We start from the raw sequence: 20,593 nt of genomic DNA, 5'->3' as shown, positions 1-20,593 counted from the left end.
GGTCTATTTTGGATACCAGTCGTAGGACGTCAAAAGACGATCAATCCCGGATAGACTGGGGAATAATCTTCTGTGTTTTAATGTTGGCTTGTATTGGGCTGGCTTCTATTTATGTTGCCGCAACCCATGATTCCAGTGCTACCAGCGTTTTAAGACAAGTGATTTCCCAATTAGTTTGGTATGTGATCGGAATTGTGGCCGTTGTTGTCATTATGCAGTTTGATTCCGAGCAGTTGTGGAAAGTGGCCCCAATTGTGTATTGGGGTGGGATTGCCCTTCTAGCCAGTGTTTTAGTTTTGTACAGTCGGGCTTATTATGCTAATACTGGGGCGAAAAGTTGGTTCTCCATTTTTGGATTAACGTTTCAGCCTTCAGAAGTCATGAAGCCAGCATACATTTTGATGATGGCGAGAGTTATTGTTCAGCATAATGATAATTATCCCATCAGAACGGTCCGGAGTGATTGGTTGCTGTTGGGCAAAATGATCCTCTGGACAATTCCGGTTGCGATTTTATTAAAACTGCAAAATGATTTTGGGACTATGTTGGTCTTCTTTGCGATTTTAGGTGGGTTGATCATCGTTTCAGGAATTACTTGGCGGATTATTCTACCGTCAATGATAGCGATTTTTGGCGTTGCCGGAACTGCACTGGCGCTCGTTATTCCTGAAGCTGGCCGCCGAATCCTCGAAAAAGTCGGTTTTCAGGCCTATCAATTCTCACGGGTTGATACCTGGCTTCATCCATCTGCTGATACGAGTAATCAGGGGTATCAGCTGTGGCAAAGCATGAAGGCCATCGGTTCGGGTGGCATTTTTGGCACGGGGTTCAACCAATCGCATGTATATGTACCAGTTCGTGAATCAGATATGATTTTTTCAGTAATTGGTGAGAACTTCGGCTTTATCGGTAGTTGTATTTTAATCTTACTGTATTTCTTGCTGATTTATCAGATGATTAAAGTCACTTTTGACACGAGAAACGTTTTTTATGCGTACATTTCAACCGGCGTGATTATGATGATCCTTTTCCATGTTTTTGAAAATGTGGGAATGAGCGTTGGCTTACTACCATTAACCGGTATTCCACTTCCATTCGTTAGTGCCGGGGGATCAGCGCTGATTGGAAACATGATTGGGATTGGATTGATCATGTCGATGCAATATCACAATAAGAGTTATATGTTTGGTGAAGATAAAGAATTTTCTTAAGGGGCAAATTATTATGGACAAGAATTATTATTGGACAGAAGAAGACAAGAGTGGGGTTGTAACAATTGGTTTAACTGATGAAGGCCGAAATGAGCTTGGCAACATTACGTTTGTTTCTCTGCCAAAGGTTAACGATCAATTGACAACTAGTGATACCTTGCTGAATGTTGAGGCAGATAAAGCTGTTTCGGATATTGAGAGTCCAGTTGCCGGAACCGTTGTCGCCGTGAATAAACAGGCTGAAGACAACCCAGCACTTTTGAATGAATCTGCCAAGGACAAATCATGGATTGCCAAAATTCAGAAATAATTTCCTTGACGGTTAATATTTTTCTAGGTAAACTAGGATTCAATGAGTAAGAGATTAGATCCAAGATGAGTAATTAATTGAAGCTGCAAAGAGAGCTCCTAATGGTGAGACGGAGTCAGTGAAGATTTTTGAAGATGGTCTTGGCAAAATAATTGTTGGTGAGCGTCAGTGAGCCAATAATGGGTGACGTCCATTATTTCGTTGAGTATGATTCATACTCGTAGAGATTATCGTTGAGAAGCGATAATGAACTAAGGTGGTACCGCGAAAAGCTTTTCGTCCTTGTTAGTAATTAATTAATTGCTAATATGGACGGAAAGCTTTTTTATATTTAGGAGTGAAAACGATGATTCGATTTAAAGATGTATCTAAACAATATAGTACAAAAGACGGTGGGTTAACGGCCGTTAATGATGTAAACATCGAGATTAATGATGGGGAGATTTTTGGGATTGTCGGGTACTCCGGAGCAGGTAAGAGTACATTAGTCCGAATGCTGGATGGACTGGAAGCTCCCTCGACAGGTGAGATCGATATCGATGGAACTGATGTTGCCAAGTTAAATGGCAGTGCCCTTCGAAAGCAACGCCAAAAAATCGGCATGATCTTCCAGCATTTTAATCTGTTATGGTCACGGACAGTAATCGATAACGTTGCCTTGCCACTGGAGATTGCTAAGGTTCCCAAAACCAAGCGGGTTCAACGCGCTGAGGAGTTAATCAAGTTGGTCGGTTTAGAGGGCCGCGAGCATTCTTATCCCTCTGAATTATCAGGTGGACAGAAACAACGGGTTGGCATTGCCCGCGCGCTGGCAAATGAACCGACAATTCTAATTTCTGACGAAGCCACGAGTGCTCTGGATCCCGATACGACAAATGAAGTATTGGAATTGTTGTTGAAGATCAACAAAGAAATGAACTTAACCATCCTTTTGATTACCCATGAGATGCATGCAATTGCGAAGACATGTGACAAAGTGGCAGTAATGGATAGCGGTCGAGTGGTTGAAAGCGGAACAGTGTTTGAAGTCTTCCGCCATCCACAGCAACAGGTTACCAAAAACTTTGTCAGCGAAGAATTCACAACCCAAAAGGGTGATACAACGATGACCTTGGAAGAATTGGTAAAGAAGTATCCTGAAGGGCAGTTAATCCGGTTAGTCTTTCACGGGCCGCAAGCAGAGCTGCCAATCGTGTCAGATGTTATCAAACGTTACCCGGATCTCACAATCAGTATTATTTCTGGTGCCATCCATCAAACCCAAGAAGGGGCACTGGGATCGTTGGATCTCCAATTTATTGGGGACGAGGCCAAAATTAATGATGCGCTTGAGTACCTTAAAAAAATGAGAGTTGGAACCGAGGTGATTCATCATGAGTAATACAACCGGCCTTAAGTCATATTTTCAATTCCATAATGTGGATTGGTCGGCAATGATGTCGGCCACTTGGGAAACAATTTGGATGACATTGTTATCGATGGTTGCCGTGGTTGTTTTTGGTATTATTTTAGGCCTCATTCTCTATGAAACCCGTAGCAAATCGGGTTGGGGCTTTAAAGTCATTAATTGGGTCGTGGGTTTACTGGTTAATATTTTTAGGTCAATTCCATATATTATTTTGATTATTTTGCTGTTGCCGGTATCCAAGACCCTGGTTGGGACAATCATTGGACCCAAAGCTGCCTTGCCGTCCCTAATCGTTTCTGCAGCCCCATTTTATGCTCGGATGGTCGAGTCGTATTTCCGAGAAGTGGATTCCGGGGTTATCGAAGCCGTTGAATCGATGGGAGCAACAACCTGGGGTGTGATTACTAAGGTGTTGCTGCCCGAGAGTAAACCGGCGTTGATTGCAGGCGCTACGGTGACCACAATTTCGTTAATTGGCTATACCGCCATGGCTGGGGCAATTGGTGCTGGTGGCCTTGGCAACCTTGTTTACCAAGAAGGGTTCCAAGCATATAACAACACCGTGACGTTAGTTGGAACGGTTATTATTTGTTTATTTGTTTTTGTTGTTCAATTCGTTGGTGACCGGTTCGTGAAGTGGACCGATAAACGGACATTATAATTTGGAGGTTTTCGTATGAAGAAGAAATTATTGAGTTTAGTTGCAGTATTATTTAGTGCGGTGTTGTTAGTTGGGTGTTCTTCCTCAAGCAGTCAAAGTAAGAAAACAACGACCTTAAAAATTGGTGCATCAGCAGTTCCTCATGCTCAAATCTTGAGACATGTTGCGCCACAACTTAAAAAGGAAGGGGTTACGCTAAAAATCACGACCTTCCAAGACTATGTAATGCCTAATAAAGCGCTGGCAAATGGTGAACTGGATGCGAATTACTTCCAGCATGTGCCATTCTTGGATCAGTGGAACAAGGAAAATCATGGTACTTTAGTGAATGCCGGTGGGGTTCATTTGGAGCCAATTGCCGTTTTCTCTAAGAAAGTTAAGAAGCTTCAAGATCTCAAGAAAAATGCCACAATTATTGTCAGCAGTAATACTCCCGATTATGGCCGAGTTTTGACATTGTTTAAAGATGCCGGTTTAATCACAATCAAGAAGGGTGTCAATATTACATCAGCTAATTTCAGTGATATTGCGTCAAACCCTCGTCACTTGAAGTTCAAGCACAGTTATGAACCAAAGCTGTTACCAACCATTTATAAGAACGGTGAAGGCGATGCGGTTGTCATTAATGCCAATTATGCTGTTCAAGCTGGCTTGGATCCACGAACTGATTCAATCGCCATTGAAAAGAGCAGCTCACCATATGTCAATATTATTGCAACTCGCAAGGGCGACCAAAATAAGCCAGCCATTAAAAAGCTTGTTAAAGCCCTTCAATCGAAGAGTACTCAAAAGTGGATTTACCACCATTACAAGGGTGCCGTTCTACCAGTTAAGAATGTAAAGTAATTCGCTTTCAATTAAGAGCCGACCACTATATACTTGATTTGTAACCGAAATCATTTGATATAGGGGGCGGCTTTTTTGAAAGAAAAAAATGTATTTCATGTAAATGGCTTTATTGGATTGATTTGTGTTCTGATCCTGCTGATTTTGGGCGGTTACATGTTATGGAATGGCAGCCAGTCCAGTTCGGTATTGACCGTTATCTCAGGTAGTATTGTAATCATTCTTGATTTATTATTCGCAAGTTCACTGACAATTATCCAACCAAATGAAGCAAAAGTACTCACTTTTTTTGGTCGATATATTGGTACAATCCGCACGTCCGGATTATTCATGACGGTGCCTTTAACAGGCAAGCAGACAATTTCTTTGCGGGTGCGTAATTTCAATAGTTCAATTATTAAGGTGAATGATTCAAAGGGTAATCCAGTTGAAATCGCGGCCGTTATTGTTTATCGAGTCGTTGATTCAGCCAAAGCAATTTTTAGTGTTGAAGATTATGAACAATTTGTGGAGATCCAAAGTGAATCAGCGATTCGGCATATCGCAAGCCAATACCCATATGACAGTTTCGATGAGGATACGGATAAATTGACGCTGCGAGGAAATTCAACCGAGGTCTCAAAAGCTCTTCAAAAGGAATTGCAGGCACGGTTGGACGTGGCCGGTCTGGAAATTGTTGAAACCAGATTGACGCACTTGGCTTACGCAACGGAAATTGCCAACGCAATGCTACAACGGCAACAAGCCACTGCCATTCTGTCAGCCCGAAAGATTATTGTCCAAGGAGCGGTTGCCATTTCAGAAGATGCCGTATCACAGTTGCAGCACGATTTAGGAACCAGTGTGACTGATGAAAAACGGATGCAAATGATTAATAATGTCCTGGTATCGATCATTACCGAACGAGGAACCCAGAACGTCATTAATACTGATAATCTAGAGTAATGGCAACCACTTTGTTGGCAATTTAATTTAAACGACGAGATTGAGACGAAAGGCGATTTGATCCCAGCATTTAACGGAAAGGATCAATTATTCCTGATTTTGGAATAGTTGATCCTTTTTGTTAAATGGCGGAGATCAGCCGTTTGTCACAAGCTTTATCAGAAAGTTAAGTTGCATTTACAAACACTTTGCCGACCCATGTCTCAACCTGGCCATTTTTTGTCAGATAATCATTGTCATGACGGCTTCTTACAGAGAAGACCGCTACAATTTGATTTGGTAGTGTTGACAATTTATAGCTCTGCATATATAGTTAGTTACATAAGTAATCAACCAACGCAGGAGGAATATCATGACAACCGAAATCGTACGCACAAAAGATTTGCATAAAACATATGACCAAAACGGCCCCAAACCATACGAAGCACTGAAAGGGATTACCTTTTCCGTCCAACAAGGTGAATTTGTTGGGATCATGGGTGCTTCCGGTTCTGGGAAAACCACCTTACTTAATATTATGGCAACTTTAGACCAGCCAACCAGCGGATCTGTTGAAATTGATGGTAAAGATGTGACTAATTTAACCGCTAACCAAATGTCAGATTTCCGTTCAGAAAAATTAGGGTTCATTTTCCAAGATTTTAACTTGCTAGAAACTTTGACAGCTCAGGAAAATATTGCTTTGCCGCTTTCGTTGCAAAATAAAAAAGCAGGCGAAACGAAACAGTCAGTTGAAGCAGCCGCCAAGAAATTAGGGATTGATGATCTGTTATCCAAATATCCAACTCAGCTGTCAGGTGGTCAAAAGCAACGAGTGGCCGCTGCCAGAGCTTTGGTTGCCAATCCATCAATTATTTTTGGTGATGAGCCAACCGGTGCCCTTGATTCAACCAATGCTCGGGAACTCCTGGATACCTTGACGAACATCAATCAACAAGGGGTCTCAATTCTCCTAGTGACTCATGATCCGTTTTCAGCTAGTTTCTGTAAGCGAATTTTGTTTATTAAAGACGGCAAGATCGGCGACGAAATTGATGCTGACGGGAAGAGTCGAAATGAGTTCTACCAACAAATTCTCGAAAAGCTTGGAACCTTTGAACAATAATTAACTTCTAAGGAGTGCATTATGTTATTTAAAATTTCATTATCAGGCGTCAAATCTCGGTGGAAAGACTACCTGGTCCTATTTTCAGGCATGATGATCACCACTGCCATTTTCTATATGTTCGAGGCCATCTCGACCAATGATAAGTTCACCACCAGTAGTCCGGTCGGTCAGAATGCCAAATTTGTCTTCATCTTTGGCTCAATTCTGTTGGCAATTATCACCCTGGTGTATGTGTTCTATGCCAACAACTTTTTGATGAGTATGAGAAAGCATGATTATGGTCTCTTCATGATGCTGGGGGCCAAGTCAAAGGTCATCAGCAAGTTAATTATTCTAGAAACTTTAGTGATTGGGTTGGCTTCTACTTTTGTTGGCATTATCCTGGGAGTTGGGTTTACAAAAGGACTCAGTGGCCTATTGAGTAGCCAAATCCATGTTCCATTAACTAACTTTTCTGCTTTTTATATGCCAGCCGTGTGGTCAACCTTGATCTTGTTTTTGGTGTTGTTTGTAATCGCCGGTTTGGTCAACGCCCGAACTTTCATGAAGACATCTGCTCTTAATCTGTTACGGTCTAATCAAGAAAGTGACTGGAAAGATCCAAAGAAACGGACGCTTTTCGTTCAAGCCGTTGTTGGATTAGTCTTGCTGGCGATCGGTTATTACGCTATGTATGATATTAATCACCTTCAACTGTTGGCAATCGGGATTGGGTTAATTACCATTGTCCTTGGTACCTATTTTGTGTTCAATTCCTTCTTTGTCATGATTTTGGAAGCCGTTCAACGCTCAAACACCAGCTACAAAGGTCTTAACAACTTTACGATTTCTCAGTTAAAGTTTAGAATTCGTGACTATACAAAGATTCTTTCAGTCGTTTCGTTACTGTTTGCTTTGGCACTCGGGGCAATCACAGTTGGAATTGGTTTTCAACGAATGGTGCCGATGATGGCCGCCGGTAACAATGCCTATGCGGTTGGGCTGACTAATCCATCTCCTAAAATGAAATCATTAGTTGGCGGCATTGACGGAAAGACTCAGGTCACCTACCAGCAAAAAGTTGATCCCAGCACCAAAAGCGTTTATTATCGGGCAAGCCAGTTTGAAGCTCAGCCATTCAAATACGCTCACTTTACCAATCAGGCCCAGTTAAAATCAAAGATTGATAATGCCAGTCTGACTCAACTGAAAGACCGCGCATCCACAGCCTATGCCAGCCTTAATAATTTACAGACACCGCTAACCAGAAGCTTACGGATTAGGTTGGTTTCTGATACCACCTTTAATCAAATTAATGCCAAGGCCAATACTTTATTATTAGTTCGGGTAAAAGACATGGATGCAGCTGCCACAACACTTTCAAAGATTACTAATCTCCAAACTCGACAGTACGGTAAAAAGGTGAGTGAAGGGCTTGGAGTCGGCGGTGCCTTTGAAACCTATCAACTATTGAAGGGTGTCTTTGGGAGCTTGGAATTCATGGGCATTTTCCTTGGAATTGCCTTTCTAGCTATGCTGGCCAGTTGCTTGATGTTTAAGATTTTAAGTGGAGCTGCCAGTGATAAAACCAGATTTGAGATGCTCAATAAGATTGGGGCCAGAAAATCCGTTCTTAATCGTTCCATTGCCGTTCAGATCCTGGGACTGTTTATTCTTCCGGCTGTGTTAGGCATTATTGACGTGGCCTTTGGCTTACAAATGTTTATTAAGGCCAATCTGTTACACGGCGCCTATCAAACATTTGGCTGGTCGGCTCTCGGGTTTAGTATTCTCTATCTAATCTACTATGGGATTACGGTGATGATCTATAGCAAAATTGTCGTACCTCAGACAAAGGTGGAGAAATAACGTGATGAAAAGAAAAGGTGGGACGATGCGGAATGCAATTTGAATTTAATAGTTCAGAACCGATTTATCGTCAGGTTGCCGAACAGATTGAAGATGCAATTGCTTCTGGCGGGTTTGAAGAAGGGGCACAAATTCCATCGACAACCGAGATTTCAAAAGAGTTCCACATTAATCCGGCAACTGTCCTGAAAGGGATGAATATTGCCGTTTCAAAGCAGTTAATTGAAAAGCGGCGAGGATTAGGAATGTTCGTCAAGCAGGGAGCCAGACAGCGGATAGTAGAAGCTAAACGCGATGGCTTCTTTGACGCGTTTATCGTTAATTTGGTTCGTGAGGCGCGCAATCTGAATATTTCTGAAGAAGAGCTACTAGATTTAGTGAAACGAGGTTATAGTCAATGAGTATGTTGGAAGTAAGTCACGTCTCCAAATCGTATGGGTCCAAAAGTGTCATTGCGGATGTGAATTTAGCCTTTGAGGAAAATAAAATTTATGGGCTTTTGGGCCGCAATGGGGCTGGGAAAAGCACATTGCTCAATATTATTACCGACCGGATTTTTCCCAGTTCCGGTGAAGTTAAAATTGATTCAGAAAACGTTGCCGACAATGATTCAAAGCTCGGCTTGATGTACTTAATGAGTGAAGTTGATTTGTATCCAAATGGCGCGAAACTTTCCCAGATTGTTAAGGACAGTGAGTTGATATATGGTGGGTTCAATCATAAATTAGCTGACAAAATGATTGCCGAATTTAAAATTGATATGGGACAAAAGTTTGGTAAATTATCGACTGGTTATAATTCAATCTTTAAGCTAATCCTTGCACTGTGTCTGCCAGTCAAATTTGTCATATTGGATGAGCCGGTTCTTGGATTGGATGCTAATCATCGAGAATTATTTTATACAGAATTACTTGATTCCTATGCTGACAATCCACGGACATTTATTTTGTCGACTCACTTAATTGAAGAGGTTGCCAATATTATTAGTGACGTGATTATTCTCGATCAGGGTCGAATCATTTTAAATCAGCCGGTTGAAGATGTGTTGGCAAAGACTCATTCAGTTGTTGGCCAAAAAAATGAGGTCGAAGAATACACGAAGGGGCTCAATGTTGTTGGTCATGATGATATGGGAAATATCCGGGCTAACTATGTTTATGGCGACCTGGATGATCGCCGGTTACCTGATACCGTTCAGCTGTCTAATTTTGATCTCCAGAAACTTTTTGTCTTTTTAACTAATCAATATGAGGGGAGCAAGCGACATGAAAACTAAGCAAGTGATTAAATATCTTTTCAAGAAGCAGCTCCCCTTGATTGGGGTGGTTTATTTAACGCTAATCGCCTTGATCATTATCTTACCATTTCTGTTGTCGGTCATCTCAGGAACCCTTTCAAGCTTCTCAATTGTGGATCAATTACGGGGAGGCTCGGTTTCGGCCGTATTTGGATTTTACATTTTCGTGATCTCGACGTTGTCATATGAGAACTTCAAATTTCTCATTCAAAATGGCGTTTCCAGAAGCACCTTTTTTGAAGCGCAGTTAAGCGTTAATGGGTTGCTAATTTTGATTGGGAATACGTTTAATTTACTGTACGGCTATTTATTCCTGTCGCCAATCACCGATAACGCGCCCTTTAATCTATTCACGAGGGTATATGATACTTACTTTTCGAACCCCCTCGTCAATGGGGTGCTCAACTTTGTGATGAGTGCTCTAATGCTGGCGGTTGGCTCATTGCTTGGAATGGTCATTGGTAGTTTTCTGACGCTGTTCTCAAAGGTTGCGCAACGCTTAATTTTAATTATTGCCCCAATTACTGGTGGGGTTGTTCTGTTATTTATCTTTAAGGCGATGATTGATTACCGATTCCGAATGAGTTGGGTGGTCAATTTTGCGAAATTGGTATTGGGATACCAAAGCAGTGGTGCATACAATCCCTTTGCCCTGATTATCTCGTTAATCATTTTTGGCGCTATTTTGATTGTCGTCACCCGGTTCTTATTTGCCAGAAAGCAATTAAAGCGGGACTAATAGTTAATTAGCCAATAAAAACCAGTTTTCAATATATCCCGTGACCGGTTTCCATGTTATACTTAAGTTTCTGGAAACTATACGAATATACGAATAGGGTGGAAATCATGGCAAAGAACAAAAAGCAACACGTTGGCTTGATCTTTGGTGGCAATTCTTCTGAGCACGATGTTTCCAAACGATCAGCCCACAACATCTTTGACGCTATGGACAAAGATAAGTACAAAGTGAGTCTCTTCTTAATGACTAAAAGCGGCTATATCTTAGGTAACGAGGCATCCGCACGGGTATTTAACGGCGAACCTGAAGATGTTGTGGCAAAAGAAGAACTTGCAAAGCTGGATCATAAGAACCCACTTGCTCCCGTGATTAATTTAGGTGGAGTGTCAAATATCGACGTTTTCTTCCCAATTATTCATGGTAACTTAGGTGAAGACGGAACGATTCAAGGATTATTACGGTTACTTCAGAAGCCATACGTTGGCACTGGCGTCTTGGGATCCGCAATGTCATTTGATAAAGACATTACCAAAAAAATCCTGCAGCTCGCTGGCGTTCGAACGACGCATTATGAAGTCATCACGCCAATGACCAGTGAACAATATACTTATCAGAAGTTGAGCGATGAGCTTGGCAAAACTTTGTTTGTCAAGCCAGCTAATCAAGGCTCTTCGGTGGGGATTCACAAAGTTGAAAATGAAGCCGATTATCTTGAAGGGGTTCGCGATGCTTTCCGTTATGACAGCAAAGTTCTGGTCGAAGAAGCCATTGAAGGACCTGAGGAACTGGAAATTTCCGTGCTGGGGAATCATCACCCAATCGTCTCTAAAGTAGGGGCAATTAAAGTGCCGAAAAGTGATGCATTCTATACTTATGACAACAAATTTGTAGATGCAAGTCATGTGGAGTTTGATGTTCCCGTTGATATTTCCGACCGATTAGCTGAAGAAATCACCGAGATGGGATTGGAGACTTATCGCGCTTTGGGGCTAAAAGGGATGGCTCGAATCGACTACCTTGTTTCTCAGGATAGCGTTCCGTATGTCAGTGAAGTCAACACGTTGCCTGGATTCACCAACATTAGCTTGTATCCACAGTTATTTGCTGCTTCTGGAATCTCCTACACTGAATTGATTGATCGTTTGATTCAATTGGCAATCGAGGAATTTGAACGTCAAAGTAAAATCTTATACGATTTCAAACCATTGGATCCAAAAGACCAGATCATCAAAAAGAATTAATAAGTTGAATAAATGAGGCTGGCCGACGATGAAACATTTGGTTTGATCGCGACCAGCCTTTTATATGGGATGGGAATATGAATAGTGATCGACGAGTACCTTTCTTAATAATATTATTTGTTTGCATCATGACCATGCTCAAATGGATCCAAAACGGCCTTCACAGTAGCTGGCTGTTGATGATCTTGCTGTTAATCTTTGTTGGGATGTTGGGTTCAGTCATATTTATCAGCTTACCAAGAGGGTTTAATCAACTTAAACTCACATCAAAGAAATTGATTGGTCTCTACTTAGCGGTTATTTGGCTGGCAATTCTTTGGTTGCCACTGGGGCTGTTTGGGTTCACCAATTTTATCAAAGCCGCAATTCCAGTTTCGGGGGCAATGTTTACCTGGATTACGGTTAATCGCCAGGTGATCGTCATTTCTTTGATGATTCTTTACCTGTTGGCGCTGGGACTGACGCTGAGAATTCGTAAGTTTTTAGTTCTTTTACTTTCAGGGGATGAAGCTGGTTTTATTAGAACCCTCAAATTAGCATGGCGTGATGGCTCCTTTGGCGATCTGGTTAGATCTTGGCTGGCAATCCTCGAAATGGTGGTCGCTGTTTTTGCGATCATCACCGGCATAACCGCTTTCAACCATCTGATATCAAATCAGACAATTTGGTTCATTTCCAAGGGGCTGATCAATTTTGTGGTGCCGATAGTTGAGCTGAAAACAATGTTGAGATTGTTTTCAAGTTCGATTCACTTTGATTGGAAGTCTGGCCGGTTGTGGGTATTTGGTGGGGTTAGCCTCTTATTGACTACCGTTATTGGTGCCGCAAATGTTAACAATGGTCGGCCGCCACGACCCCAAACGATTATCGTTCACCGGGGCGTTATTGATCACAACGGAACCGGGAATACGATTGCGGCATTGAAGAAGAACAGTCGGTTTCATTTTCCATACGTTGAAATGGATATTCAAGAAACCAAGGATCACCATTTTATTTGCGCCCATGATGATACTGTTTCGATTCCTCATAAACGTCCGCAAGAGATCAATACGTTAAGCCTTAAAACCGTAAAAAAATACCATCATGTTGAACTTTTTGGTGATTATTTAAAAATCGCCAATCGATTACACCAACCCTTGATTATTGAACTAAAAGTGACCAACCAATCTGATAAACAAATGGGAACGAGGTTTGCTGATCAATATCGTGCCGGACTGCAGCGGTTACCTCATCGCGTCCATTCAATCGGTTACGCCTATCTTCGCCAAATTAAACGCCAACTGCCGCATACCCAAATTGGGCTGGTCACAATGTTGAACTTTGGTGATATGTCCAAACTGAACGTTAATTTTTACACGTTAGAACATTATACGGTGAGTAACTATCTTATTCGGTCTGCCGATATCGATCAACGGCAAATTTATACGTGGACGGATAATAGCCGGTTGGGGATGTTCCGGTCGGCAATTATGGGCGTTAATGGCCAAGTAACAGATCAAGCACAAAAACTAGCCCACTTGAAGATCAACTTAGATCGTGATCGTTGGGTTCTCTTATTAAATTATTTATTGGATTATCTATAATTTTGCCCCTCTTTTACGTATTTCCTATATAGGAGGTGCGATTTAATATGACAAAACGATGTGCCTGGGCGACCAAGAGCCCAGAATTGATGATTTATCATGATACAATTTGGGGCAAACCAACCAAGGAGTTAAATGAGCTTTTCCGTAGCTTTTGTCTCGAAACGATGCAGGCCGGATTAGCATTTCAGACGGTTCTTAAATTTGAAGATGGCATGAATGAGGCCTTCCATCACTTTTCAATTGATTATCTCGCTGGCTTGACTGATCAAGATGTTGCCCGGTTATGCGAGAATCCAAAGATTATCAGAAATCACTCGAAGATTGCCGGGATGATTCATAATGCAAAAGTGATTCAACAAAATCCGCAACAGTTTATTGATAATACCTGGGGGCCTGTGAATTATATGCAACTGGATCACCTGTTGTCGGAATCAGATCCTGTTCCAGATTTTCACGAGTTCACTAAACAGTTTGTGAATAGCTTCAAAAAAATGGGCTTGAAACGGATTGGACCGGTTACGGTTTATAGCTATTTGCAGGCGGTCGGCGTGGTTAATGATCATATTCTCCAATGCAGATTCCGGTCGTGATTTTTGGCTGATATTGTGAAATTTTGGTTGATATCTGCATGTGAATATAATATGATATTTAGGTTGTGTAGTCAGCGCATCAACTTTAAAATCGGGGGTAAAAGTTAGATATGACTATGAAAATTTCCGGATCGATGATTAGAAAAGCTAGGAAACAAAAGGGGCTGTCTCAAGCTCAACTTGCTGAAGGCATTTGTACGCAAGCAACCATCAGCGGGATTGAAACACAGAATAATTGTTCCAGTTTCGAAATTTTATGTAAGGTGTGCGACCGATTAAAATTGGATTTAACGCAGGTGACCAGCAATCCTGAATATGGTGACAAATTATTTTCGCTGATTGATGAAAGCATGCGTTACAATCGGTTCCAAGAGGCGAGTCAATTCATTAAGCAAATATCTTTTGAAAAGTTGACCAGCAAAGCATCTCGCGGCCGTTATTCCTGTTATCTCGGGTACATCAATTTATTCATTGATGATGACATGAATGAAGCCATTTACAATTTCAACGTTATGTTAACGCGGTATTCAGCCACTGATTATACTTTTTATCAAGCTTGGGCCAACTTGGGGCTTGGTCTTGCTTATCAGAATCAGGGTAAGCCATCGCGAGCACAAGAATATATTGAAGTTAGTACCGAAATCCTAAAAAAGCTCAAGAGTGACGAAAAGCAGGATTTCTTTGCAATTGTTGATTTGTATGTCAGAATTATTGGCTTGTATCTGGATATTGAGAATTATGATTGCGCGCTCGAATTAATTAAGGATATTTCAGTTAAACTCACGCAAGCTGATTTAATTTATAAGTTAGATATTTTAGCTGAGCAGGAATCCAAATGTTATTATGCAAAAGGGCGGGTTGTTTGTGGAACAATGAAGCAATTTGCAGCCTTTTTTATCTCCCAATTACGGGGAAACACGGAACTGTCAGAAAAAATCATTAAGCATAACCAGGCTCATATCGTCGAAACGGTTAAGCAGGAATTGGCTAAAACCGAAGGATTACCGACACTCATTAAATGAGACTGCGACAATCGGCGTTTTGATCTCAGAATTTAGCGAAGAGGACCAACTATTCCTGATTTTGGAATAGTTGGTCCTCTTCGTTAAATGGCCAAGATCAGCCGTTTGACGCAGCTTTTATCTAGGTGGCTACGGCGATCCAAGCGGATGATTACGGATTGAAAATTGATATAAATCTCAGCCCTATTTGGGCCTGAGATTTTTTGCTGAATGGTGTTTTGAAAATCATGGCTTATCTGTCAAACCGGAATCATTAAAATTCAAATTCAAATGGCTGATCCTCATGATTCCAATCAACCGACATTGGCCACCTCAACTCATCCCCTAAACTCGTTTACTAGGGTTCTTGGCTGGCTTATTATCCAAATCGGTTCGGACAACTAACACATCACAAATTGCGGTTCTAGTCACGTACTCAGTTACTGAACCAATCAATAATCGTTCAACGGCATTTAAACCGGTTGCGCCAATCATGATTAAATCGATGTTTAGATTCTGTGGCAAATCACGTGCAATTACCGTCTTTGGTGCGCCATATTCAATTGAGTAGTCAACGTCCTTGATGCCAGCTTGTTTAGCTTCATCAATGTACTTGTCTAGTGTTTGTTTGGCAGTATCAGTCACTTGTTCGACCATTGAGGTATCAAAGCTGGAAATGTTTTGGAAAGCCCTGGTATCAACAACGTGAACAAGGTGAAGTGATGCATCATTTCGTTTCGCAACTGCAACGCCTTTTTTGAAAGCTAATTCCGCTTCGTATGAACCATCAACGGGAACTAGAATTTGTTTGTATTGTTGTAACATTGTACCCACCCCACATTCATCTATTTATCTTAATTGTACGTTATTTTTTCTAAAATACAAAGAAATAAATATGCTAGCGATTGGGATGGTTGATAATATTCATGATAACTGCCTCTAAAATCGTTCCGGCGGCAGTCCCGCAAAGCAGCATGACCAAGGTAAAAATATCATTTTGCCAGAACAAGGCGACAACACCCAGAATGGCAACAATGATAAATGTGATGCCACCCGTTTTTGCGGCCGAGCTCATGCGTTTATTCTCGGAAACGTTGATGCCAAATAATTTTTGATTCAGGTGGGATAGTAAATAGTAGGCGATAAATGCCGCGATGATGATAACCACGACGACTAACAAATTAATAATCATTTTTTACTCCAAATTATTTTCGGCCAGCAGACTGGCGTAGTTTTTTGTATTGTTCTTTAAAAGCTGTTTCAATCCGACCATTGCTCTTTGGCCGATAGTACTGGGCATTCTTGATTTTATCTGGGAGATATTGTTGCTTGACCCAATCATTAGGGAAATCATGCGGGTATTTGTATTCGACCCCACGACCTAATTTGGCGGCACCTTTGTAGTGGGCGTCTTTTAAGTGGAGAGGGACATCCCCATAGTTGCCGGAACGAACATCTTCCAACGCGCTGTCAATTGCCGTCATGGCTGAATTGGACTTAGGGCTTAAGCAGAGTTCGATGATGGCATTTGCCAGAGGAATCCGCGCTTCAGGGAGACCCAATTGCTTTGCGGCAGTGGTCGCCTCAACGGTTCGTTCACAAGCACCAGGATTTGCCAAACCGACATCTTCATACGCAATGACGAGTAACCGCCGGATTAATGAGATCAAATCACCAGATTCAATTAATCGGCTGGCATAGTGAAGGGCCGCATCGGTATCCGATCCTCGAATGGATTTTTGAAATGCGGAAATCACATCATAGTGGGCGTCACCATCTTTATCTGAACTCAGTGCCTTTCGTTGCAAACATTCTTCGACAATTGGTCGAGTGATGTGTATTTTAGCGTCCTTATTTGGCTCCGTTGACTTAACTGCCAATTCGAGTGCGTTTAACGAACTTCGCAGATCACCGTTAGTTGCCGTTGAGAGGAATTTAAGGGCGTCATCGTCAATCTCTACCTTGAAGTTGCCAAGACCGTTGTCAGTGTCGGTCAGTGCACGATGAAGGGCTTGCTCAATATCGGCAGGAGATAGAGGATGAACTTCAAAAATTTGAGCTCGACTTCTAATGGCCGGATTGATATTGATATAGGGATTTTCAGTGGTCGCCCCAATCAGGATGATTGAACCATTTTCCAATAATGGCAATAAGAAATCCTGTTTGGTTTTATCGAGCCGATGAATTTCATCCAGTAGTAACACAACGGTCCCGCTCATTTTGGCTTCCTCGGCCACGATTTGAAGATCCTTTTTGGTATCTGTGGCCGCATTTAACATTCGAAATGCGTACTTAGTTGAACCGGCAATGGCACTGGCAATACTCGTTTTTCCAGTGCCGGGGGGACCATATAAGATCATTGAGGACAACATTTTGGCTTTAACCATTCGGCTGATAATTTTTCCAGGGCCAACCAAATCTTGTTGCCCAACGATATCTTCAATTTTAGTTGGCCGCATTCGATAGGCTAACGGTTGTTGCATAAGATACCTCCTAAGTGATAACAAAAATGACTCTTAACCATTATATCAGTAAAAGAGGGCATAAAAAAAAGCGCTTTGCAATCGCAAAACGCTTGGTGATGAATTAACCCAACTTGTTGTAGTATTCAACAATAAGTGATTCATCGATTTCAGCATCAAGTTCTTCTCGTTGTGGGAGACGAACTAATGAGCCTTCAAGCTTATCAGCGTCGAAGCTAACGTATTGTGGACGACCCACAACAGCGTCAACAGCGTCCTTGATAACTTGGAGATCTTTAGACTTCTCACGAACAGAGATTACTTGACCAGGTTTAACTTCGTATGATGGAATATCAACACGCTTGCCATCAACAGTGATGTGACCATGATTTACAAGTTGACGAGCTTGGCGACGAGTTGTAGCCATACCCAAACGGTAAACCATGTTATCCAAACGTTCTTCAAGCATAATCATAAAGTTAACACCATGCTTACCTTCACGAATTTTACCGGCACGAACGAATAAGTTACTAAATTGACGTTCAGTAAGTCCGTACATGTAACGTAATTTTTGCTTTTCGTGTAACTGTAAACCATATTCTGAAAGCTTTGAACGACGGCCTTGACCGTGATCACCAGGAGCATAAGGACGACGATCGAGTTCCTTACCAGTACCTGATAAAGATACTCCTAAACGACGTGAAATTCTCCAACTTGGACCTGTATATCTAGACATAAGTAATCCTCCAATATTTTTTTGGAGTAAAATAAGCCGTTGCAAACTTAGTATTCGTGCATGTTGCTTTGCTCTTTCGCTCAAGCAGCCGATTGAGTTACTTGCAGAACCAATTAAATGGCAACAACATGTTGACGAGCTTACCGTCTACTGCTGCGTTATTTTACACAACCACCATTGTATAAAGAATTCTATTCTAAGTCAACATGTTTAACGAATATCTCAGCAAATTCGGCGAGTATCTCTTCGTCATCCTCAGTGAAACGGTCGACGATGGGAGAATCGATATCCAACACGCCAATCGGCTGCTTATTTTTAAACAATGGGATGACGATCTCTGAACGTGAGTTGGCATCACAGGCAATGTGGCCTGCAAACTGATGCACATCAGCCACTCGTAATGGTTTTTTCTGAGTTAATGCGGTTCCACAAACCCCACTGCCATTTTTAATGTGCATGCAGGCAACGTTGCCTTGGAAGGGACCCAGGATTAATTCGTCGTTGGCTGGCATATATCGATAAAAGCCGGCCCAATTAATGTCTGTGAGTGACTGATTTAGGAGAGCTGACGCATTGGCCATGTTCGCAGTCAAATCCGTTTCGCCGGTTAATAACGCATCCAGTTGTTGATTCAGTAAATTAGTTGTTTTTTGCATAAGTTCCTTCCTCACTTTAAAAAAATCTGGTGAAACGTATCTACTATGATATAATTCAGGTTAGAGCACTTTTAATTAATTATTAATACATAATATATTGTTTTGTGGATTTTTTCCATATTAATGGTCATTTAATATCTTTATTTCTGAAGGATGGGATCGAATGCTTACTTTGCTGATTGGAATTATTGTGGTGGTTGGGGCTTGTTATCTTGGATTTGTATTTTATCAACGACGAACGATCAAGATGGCAACGGATGTTTATGAGAACAAACGAGATCTGAATAAGATTCCGCTGGATGATGAATTTGCCCTTGCTAAAAAGCTTAACTTAACAGGTGAATCGCAAAAAAAATATGATCAATTGTATAACAAATACCAACATTACAAGAATCAAATGTTGCCCAGCATTGATGAGGGGATTGCTGAGGTTAAAGATGATGGCAAAGGGATTAATTTTATCAAGACCAGAAATGACTGGCAAAACGCCAACCAGGCAATTGAAGACGCTAATTCCGAATTAAAAGAAATTCAGGCTGGCTTAGCCCAGTTATATGATCTTAATAAGCAGCATCATCTGGCACTTGAAGAGCTTGAGAAAAAATATAAGCGACTTCGTGAAGAACTGCTGAACAAAAATGAATCATTTGGGACGAGCATCGATCATTTGGAGAAGATGTTAGCTGATATCGAAGGGACGTTTGATGAATTTACCCAGCTGACTAAAAGTGGGGATCCCAACAGCGCTGAGGAAGTCTTATCTGATTTAAATGCTTCAACCTCAAAGTTAGAGTCTTATATGGAACGGATTCCGAAGTTGAATTCCATGCTGACCAAAGAATTCAACGATCAACTTCAAGAAATTCAAACTGGCTATAAGGAGTTAACAGCTAAGCATTACAACTTTCCAAAGGATCACTTCCCACAAACAATCAAACGGATTCGTACGCAGATTAAAGCCAGCCTCAAACAGCTGGAAAATCTTGACGTCGATGTGGTTGCTAAGTCAGTTGAGGATGTTGCCGACGCAATCGATCACTTATATGACGCTCTTGACCTTGAGCTGAAAGCCCGGCCGCACGTTGAGAAGAATACCAAAGTGATTGGCGAATACATTGCCCATGTCCGCAAGCAAAATAGTGATTTGGCACTCCGGCTGGAAAGCTTGAATAAAAGTTACGTGTTGAATCACCAAGAAATTGAGAATAACCATCAGTATGACCAACAGATTGCTACAATTGAAAAGCAGTATGCCAAGCAAACCCAAGCAATCAAGACCGGCCAAGCTGTTTTTTCAGTGATTGACCAGGAGCAACAAAAAATGATGAAAGATCTTGGCCAAATTGAAGCGTTACAGAAAGAGTTATTTCAGTCAACAATTCAATTGCCAAGCAAAGAAAAGCAGGCTCGCAGTTCACTTGCCAAATTTGATCTGGAAATGCGCAACAAAAAGCGGCGAATTGACAATCATAATTTGCCAGGACTTTCTGATGACTACCAAGACGCCTTTGCGGCAGTTATCCGGGAAATCAATCATTTAAATGATGCAATGAGCAAACCACAAATTGACATGGACGATATTTCCAAGCAAGTGATCATTATTCAGTCAGACATGGATACATTGGATGATAAGACAAATAAGCTGATTGACAATGCAACATTGGCTGAACAGACCATTCAGTATGCCAATCGGTTTGTTAGCTCCAGCCCAGAAATCGCCGCTGCCAACAAGCAGGCCCGGCTCTATTTTGATCAAAAGTATGACTATCAAAAGAGTCTGGATACGATTTCAAAAGCGCTTGAAAAGCAGTCATCCGGGATGTTTACGAAGATCCGGGACGACTATTTTGCGGCCAAAAAGCGAGTTGGATCAACAAAGAAAAATGATGATCATTAACAACTGATGATCTAGATGTGAGGGACCCTGGTGAAATGTTTATTAATCAGG

At 41.5% G+C, this 20,593-nt stretch carries 21 protein-coding genes; 16 read left to right on the top strand and 5 right to left on the bottom strand.

Translation table 11 applies throughout. The features are described from left to right. Window positions 1–8: 8 nt before the first annotated feature. The 15 genes from FD12_RS10110 to FD12_RS10040 all read left to right on the top strand — a co-directional run bounded on the left by FD12_RS10110 (window position 9) and on the right by FD12_RS10040 (window position 14,812). A complete protein-coding gene (locus tag FD12_RS10110) occupies window positions 9–1,211 on the top strand; it encodes an FtsW/RodA/SpoVE family cell cycle protein (RefSeq protein ID WP_056982974.1) in 1,203 nt (400 codons plus the stop codon). A gap of 13 nt (window positions 1,212–1,224) precedes the next feature. Next, window positions 1,225–1,521, top strand: a complete 297-nt coding sequence (locus FD12_RS10105; RefSeq protein WP_054746536.1) for a glycine cleavage system H family protein — start codon at window positions 1,225–1,227, stop codon at window positions 1,519–1,521. 346 nt (window positions 1,522–1,867) lie between these two features. Further along, window positions 1,868–2,902, top strand: coding sequence for a methionine ABC transporter ATP-binding protein (locus FD12_RS10100; protein ID WP_056982973.1), 1,035 nt, complete (start codon window positions 1,868–1,870; stop codon window positions 2,900–2,902). Then, window positions 2,895–3,590, top strand: a complete 696-nt coding sequence (locus FD12_RS10095) for a methionine ABC transporter permease (protein ID WP_056982972.1) — start codon at window positions 2,895–2,897, stop codon at window positions 3,588–3,590. The genes FD12_RS10100 and FD12_RS10095 overlap by 8 nt, the downstream gene beginning before the upstream one ends. Before the next feature lie 15 nt (window positions 3,591–3,605). Then, window positions 3,606–4,436 (top strand): MetQ/NlpA family ABC transporter substrate-binding protein, encoded by an 831-nt coding sequence (locus tag FD12_RS10090; protein WP_054746537.1) that lies wholly within the window; start codon window positions 3,606–3,608, stop codon window positions 4,434–4,436. A 75-nt stretch (window positions 4,437–4,511) separates the two neighbouring features. Further along, window positions 4,512–5,381: an SPFH domain-containing protein gene (locus tag FD12_RS10085; protein WP_056982969.1), complete on the top strand. Its 870-nt coding sequence runs from the start codon at window positions 4,512–4,514 to the stop codon at window positions 5,379–5,381. A 352-nt stretch (window positions 5,382–5,733) separates the two neighbouring features. Then, on the top strand, window positions 5,734–6,486 hold the full coding sequence (locus FD12_RS10080) for an ABC transporter ATP-binding protein (protein WP_054746538.1): 753 nt from the start codon (window positions 5,734–5,736) through the stop codon (window positions 6,484–6,486). 21 nt (window positions 6,487–6,507) lie between these two features. Then, window positions 6,508–8,337, top strand: coding sequence for an FtsX-like permease family protein (locus tag FD12_RS10075; RefSeq protein WP_054746539.1), 1,830 nt, complete (start codon window positions 6,508–6,510; stop codon window positions 8,335–8,337). Window positions 8,338–8,369: 32 nt separating this feature from the next. Beyond that, a complete protein-coding gene (locus FD12_RS10070) occupies window positions 8,370–8,738 on the top strand; it encodes a GntR family transcriptional regulator (protein WP_054746540.1) in 369 nt (122 codons plus the stop codon). After that, window positions 8,735–9,613: an ATP-binding cassette domain-containing protein gene (locus FD12_RS10065; protein ID WP_056982967.1), complete on the top strand. Its 879-nt coding sequence runs from the start codon at window positions 8,735–8,737 to the stop codon at window positions 9,611–9,613. Before FD12_RS10070 ends, FD12_RS10065 begins: the two co-directional genes overlap by 4 nt. Continuing rightward, window positions 9,603–10,373 (top strand): hypothetical protein, encoded by a 771-nt coding sequence (locus FD12_RS10060; RefSeq protein ID WP_054746541.1) that lies wholly within the window; start codon window positions 9,603–9,605, stop codon window positions 10,371–10,373. Before FD12_RS10065 ends, FD12_RS10060 begins: the two co-directional genes overlap by 11 nt. A 107-nt stretch (window positions 10,374–10,480) precedes the next feature. Beyond that, window positions 10,481–11,614, top strand: a complete 1,134-nt coding sequence (locus tag FD12_RS10055; protein ID WP_056982965.1) for a D-alanine--D-alanine ligase family protein — start codon at window positions 10,481–10,483, stop codon at window positions 11,612–11,614. A gap of 77 nt (window positions 11,615–11,691) precedes the next feature. Next, the gene (locus FD12_RS10050) at window positions 11,692–13,197 is read left to right on the top strand and encodes a glycerophosphodiester phosphodiesterase family protein (RefSeq protein WP_082622238.1); all 1,506 of its coding nucleotides are present in this window, start codon (window positions 11,692–11,694) and stop codon (window positions 13,195–13,197) included. A gap of 47 nt (window positions 13,198–13,244) precedes the next feature. Further along, on the top strand, window positions 13,245–13,790 hold the full coding sequence (locus FD12_RS10045) for a DNA-3-methyladenine glycosylase I (protein ID WP_082622237.1): 546 nt from the start codon (window positions 13,245–13,247) through the stop codon (window positions 13,788–13,790). Between the two features lie 110 nt (window positions 13,791–13,900). Continuing rightward, a complete protein-coding gene (locus FD12_RS10040) occupies window positions 13,901–14,812 on the top strand; it encodes a helix-turn-helix domain-containing protein (RefSeq protein WP_056982961.1) in 912 nt (303 codons plus the stop codon). A gap of 324 nt (window positions 14,813–15,136) precedes the next feature. On the opposite strand, the gene FD12_RS10035 is transcribed toward FD12_RS10040, so the two are convergent. From FD12_RS10035 to FD12_RS10015, 5 genes are all read right to left on the bottom strand, one after another. Next, entirely contained in the window at window positions 15,137–15,616 is a 480-nt protein-coding gene (locus FD12_RS10035) for a universal stress protein (RefSeq protein ID WP_056982958.1), read from the bottom strand. Window positions 15,617–15,689: 73 nt separating this feature from the next. Next, the gene (locus FD12_RS10030; RefSeq protein ID WP_054746545.1) at window positions 15,690–15,983 is read right to left on the bottom strand and encodes a hypothetical protein; all 294 of its coding nucleotides are present in this window, start codon (window positions 15,981–15,983) and stop codon (window positions 15,690–15,692) included. A 13-nt stretch (window positions 15,984–15,996) separates the two neighbouring features. Next, window positions 15,997–17,274, bottom strand: a complete 1,278-nt coding sequence (locus FD12_RS10025; RefSeq protein ID WP_056982956.1) for a replication-associated recombination protein A — start codon at window positions 17,272–17,274, stop codon at window positions 15,997–15,999. 103 nt (window positions 17,275–17,377) lie between these two features. Continuing rightward, window positions 17,378–17,989 (bottom strand): 30S ribosomal protein S4, encoded by a 612-nt coding sequence (rpsD, locus tag FD12_RS10020; RefSeq protein ID WP_054746547.1) that lies wholly within the window; start codon window positions 17,987–17,989, stop codon window positions 17,378–17,380. Window positions 17,990–18,180: 191 nt separating this feature from the next. Then, entirely contained in the window at window positions 18,181–18,645 is a 465-nt protein-coding gene (locus FD12_RS10015) for a GAF domain-containing protein (RefSeq protein WP_056982953.1), read from the bottom strand. Between the two features lie 163 nt (window positions 18,646–18,808). Here FD12_RS10015 and ezrA point away from each other — a divergent pair, with 163 nt between their 5' ends. Beyond that, window positions 18,809–20,542, top strand: coding sequence for a septation ring formation regulator EzrA (ezrA, locus tag FD12_RS10010; RefSeq protein ID WP_056982951.1), 1,734 nt, complete (start codon window positions 18,809–18,811; stop codon window positions 20,540–20,542). Window positions 20,543–20,593: the final 51 nt, after the last annotated feature.

Source organism: Lentilactobacillus rapi DSM 19907 = JCM 15042 (genome assembly GCF_001436255.1).
GTDB lineage: Bacteria > Bacillota > Bacilli > Lactobacillales > Lactobacillaceae > Lentilactobacillus > Lentilactobacillus rapi.
Note: the sequence above shows the minus strand (reverse complement) of the source record. Positions and strands in the feature narration are given on the sequence as shown.

Coding starts and splice junctions, on each gene's coding strand:
- FD12_RS10025 (WP_056982956.1), bottom strand. CDS start 17,274: ATGCAACAACCGTTAGCCTATCGAATGCGGCCAACTAAAATTGAAGAT.
- FD12_RS10055 (WP_056982965.1), top strand. CDS start 10,481: ATGGCAAAGAACAAAAAGCAACACGTTGGCTTGATCTTTGGTGGCAAT.
- FD12_RS10040 (WP_056982961.1), top strand. CDS start 13,901: ATGACTATGAAAATTTCCGGATCGATGATTAGAAAAGCTAGGAAACAA.
- FD12_RS10035 (WP_056982958.1), bottom strand. CDS start 15,616: ATGTTACAACAATACAAACAAATTCTAGTTCCCGTTGATGGTTCATAC.
- FD12_RS10045 (WP_082622237.1), top strand. CDS start 13,245: ATGACAAAACGATGTGCCTGGGCGACCAAGAGCCCAGAATTGATGATT.
- FD12_RS10095 (WP_056982972.1), top strand. CDS start 2,895: ATGAGTAATACAACCGGCCTTAAGTCATATTTTCAATTCCATAATGTG.
- FD12_RS10105 (WP_054746536.1), top strand. CDS start 1,225: ATGGACAAGAATTATTATTGGACAGAAGAAGACAAGAGTGGGGTTGTA.
- FD12_RS10100 (WP_056982973.1), top strand. CDS start 1,868: ATGATTCGATTTAAAGATGTATCTAAACAATATAGTACAAAAGACGGT.
- FD12_RS10060 (WP_054746541.1), top strand. CDS start 9,603: ATGAAAACTAAGCAAGTGATTAAATATCTTTTCAAGAAGCAGCTCCCC.
- ezrA (WP_056982951.1), top strand. CDS start 18,809: ATGCTTACTTTGCTGATTGGAATTATTGTGGTGGTTGGGGCTTGTTAT.
- FD12_RS10050 (WP_082622238.1), top strand. CDS start 11,692: ATGAATAGTGATCGACGAGTACCTTTCTTAATAATATTATTTGTTTGC.
- FD12_RS10065 (WP_056982967.1), top strand. CDS start 8,735: ATGAGTATGTTGGAAGTAAGTCACGTCTCCAAATCGTATGGGTCCAAA.
- FD12_RS10030 (WP_054746545.1), bottom strand. CDS start 15,983: ATGATTATTAATTTGTTAGTCGTCGTGGTTATCATCATCGCGGCATTT.
- FD12_RS10080 (WP_054746538.1), top strand. CDS start 5,734: ATGACAACCGAAATCGTACGCACAAAAGATTTGCATAAAACATATGAC.
- rpsD (WP_054746547.1), bottom strand. CDS start 17,989: ATGTCTAGATATACAGGTCCAAGTTGGAGAATTTCACGTCGTTTAGGA.
- FD12_RS10090 (WP_054746537.1), top strand. CDS start 3,606: ATGAAGAAGAAATTATTGAGTTTAGTTGCAGTATTATTTAGTGCGGTG.
- FD12_RS10070 (WP_054746540.1), top strand. CDS start 8,370: ATGCAATTTGAATTTAATAGTTCAGAACCGATTTATCGTCAGGTTGCC.
- FD12_RS10015 (WP_056982953.1), bottom strand. CDS start 18,645: ATGCAAAAAACAACTAATTTACTGAATCAACAACTGGATGCGTTATTA.
- FD12_RS10075 (WP_054746539.1), top strand. CDS start 6,508: ATGTTATTTAAAATTTCATTATCAGGCGTCAAATCTCGGTGGAAAGAC.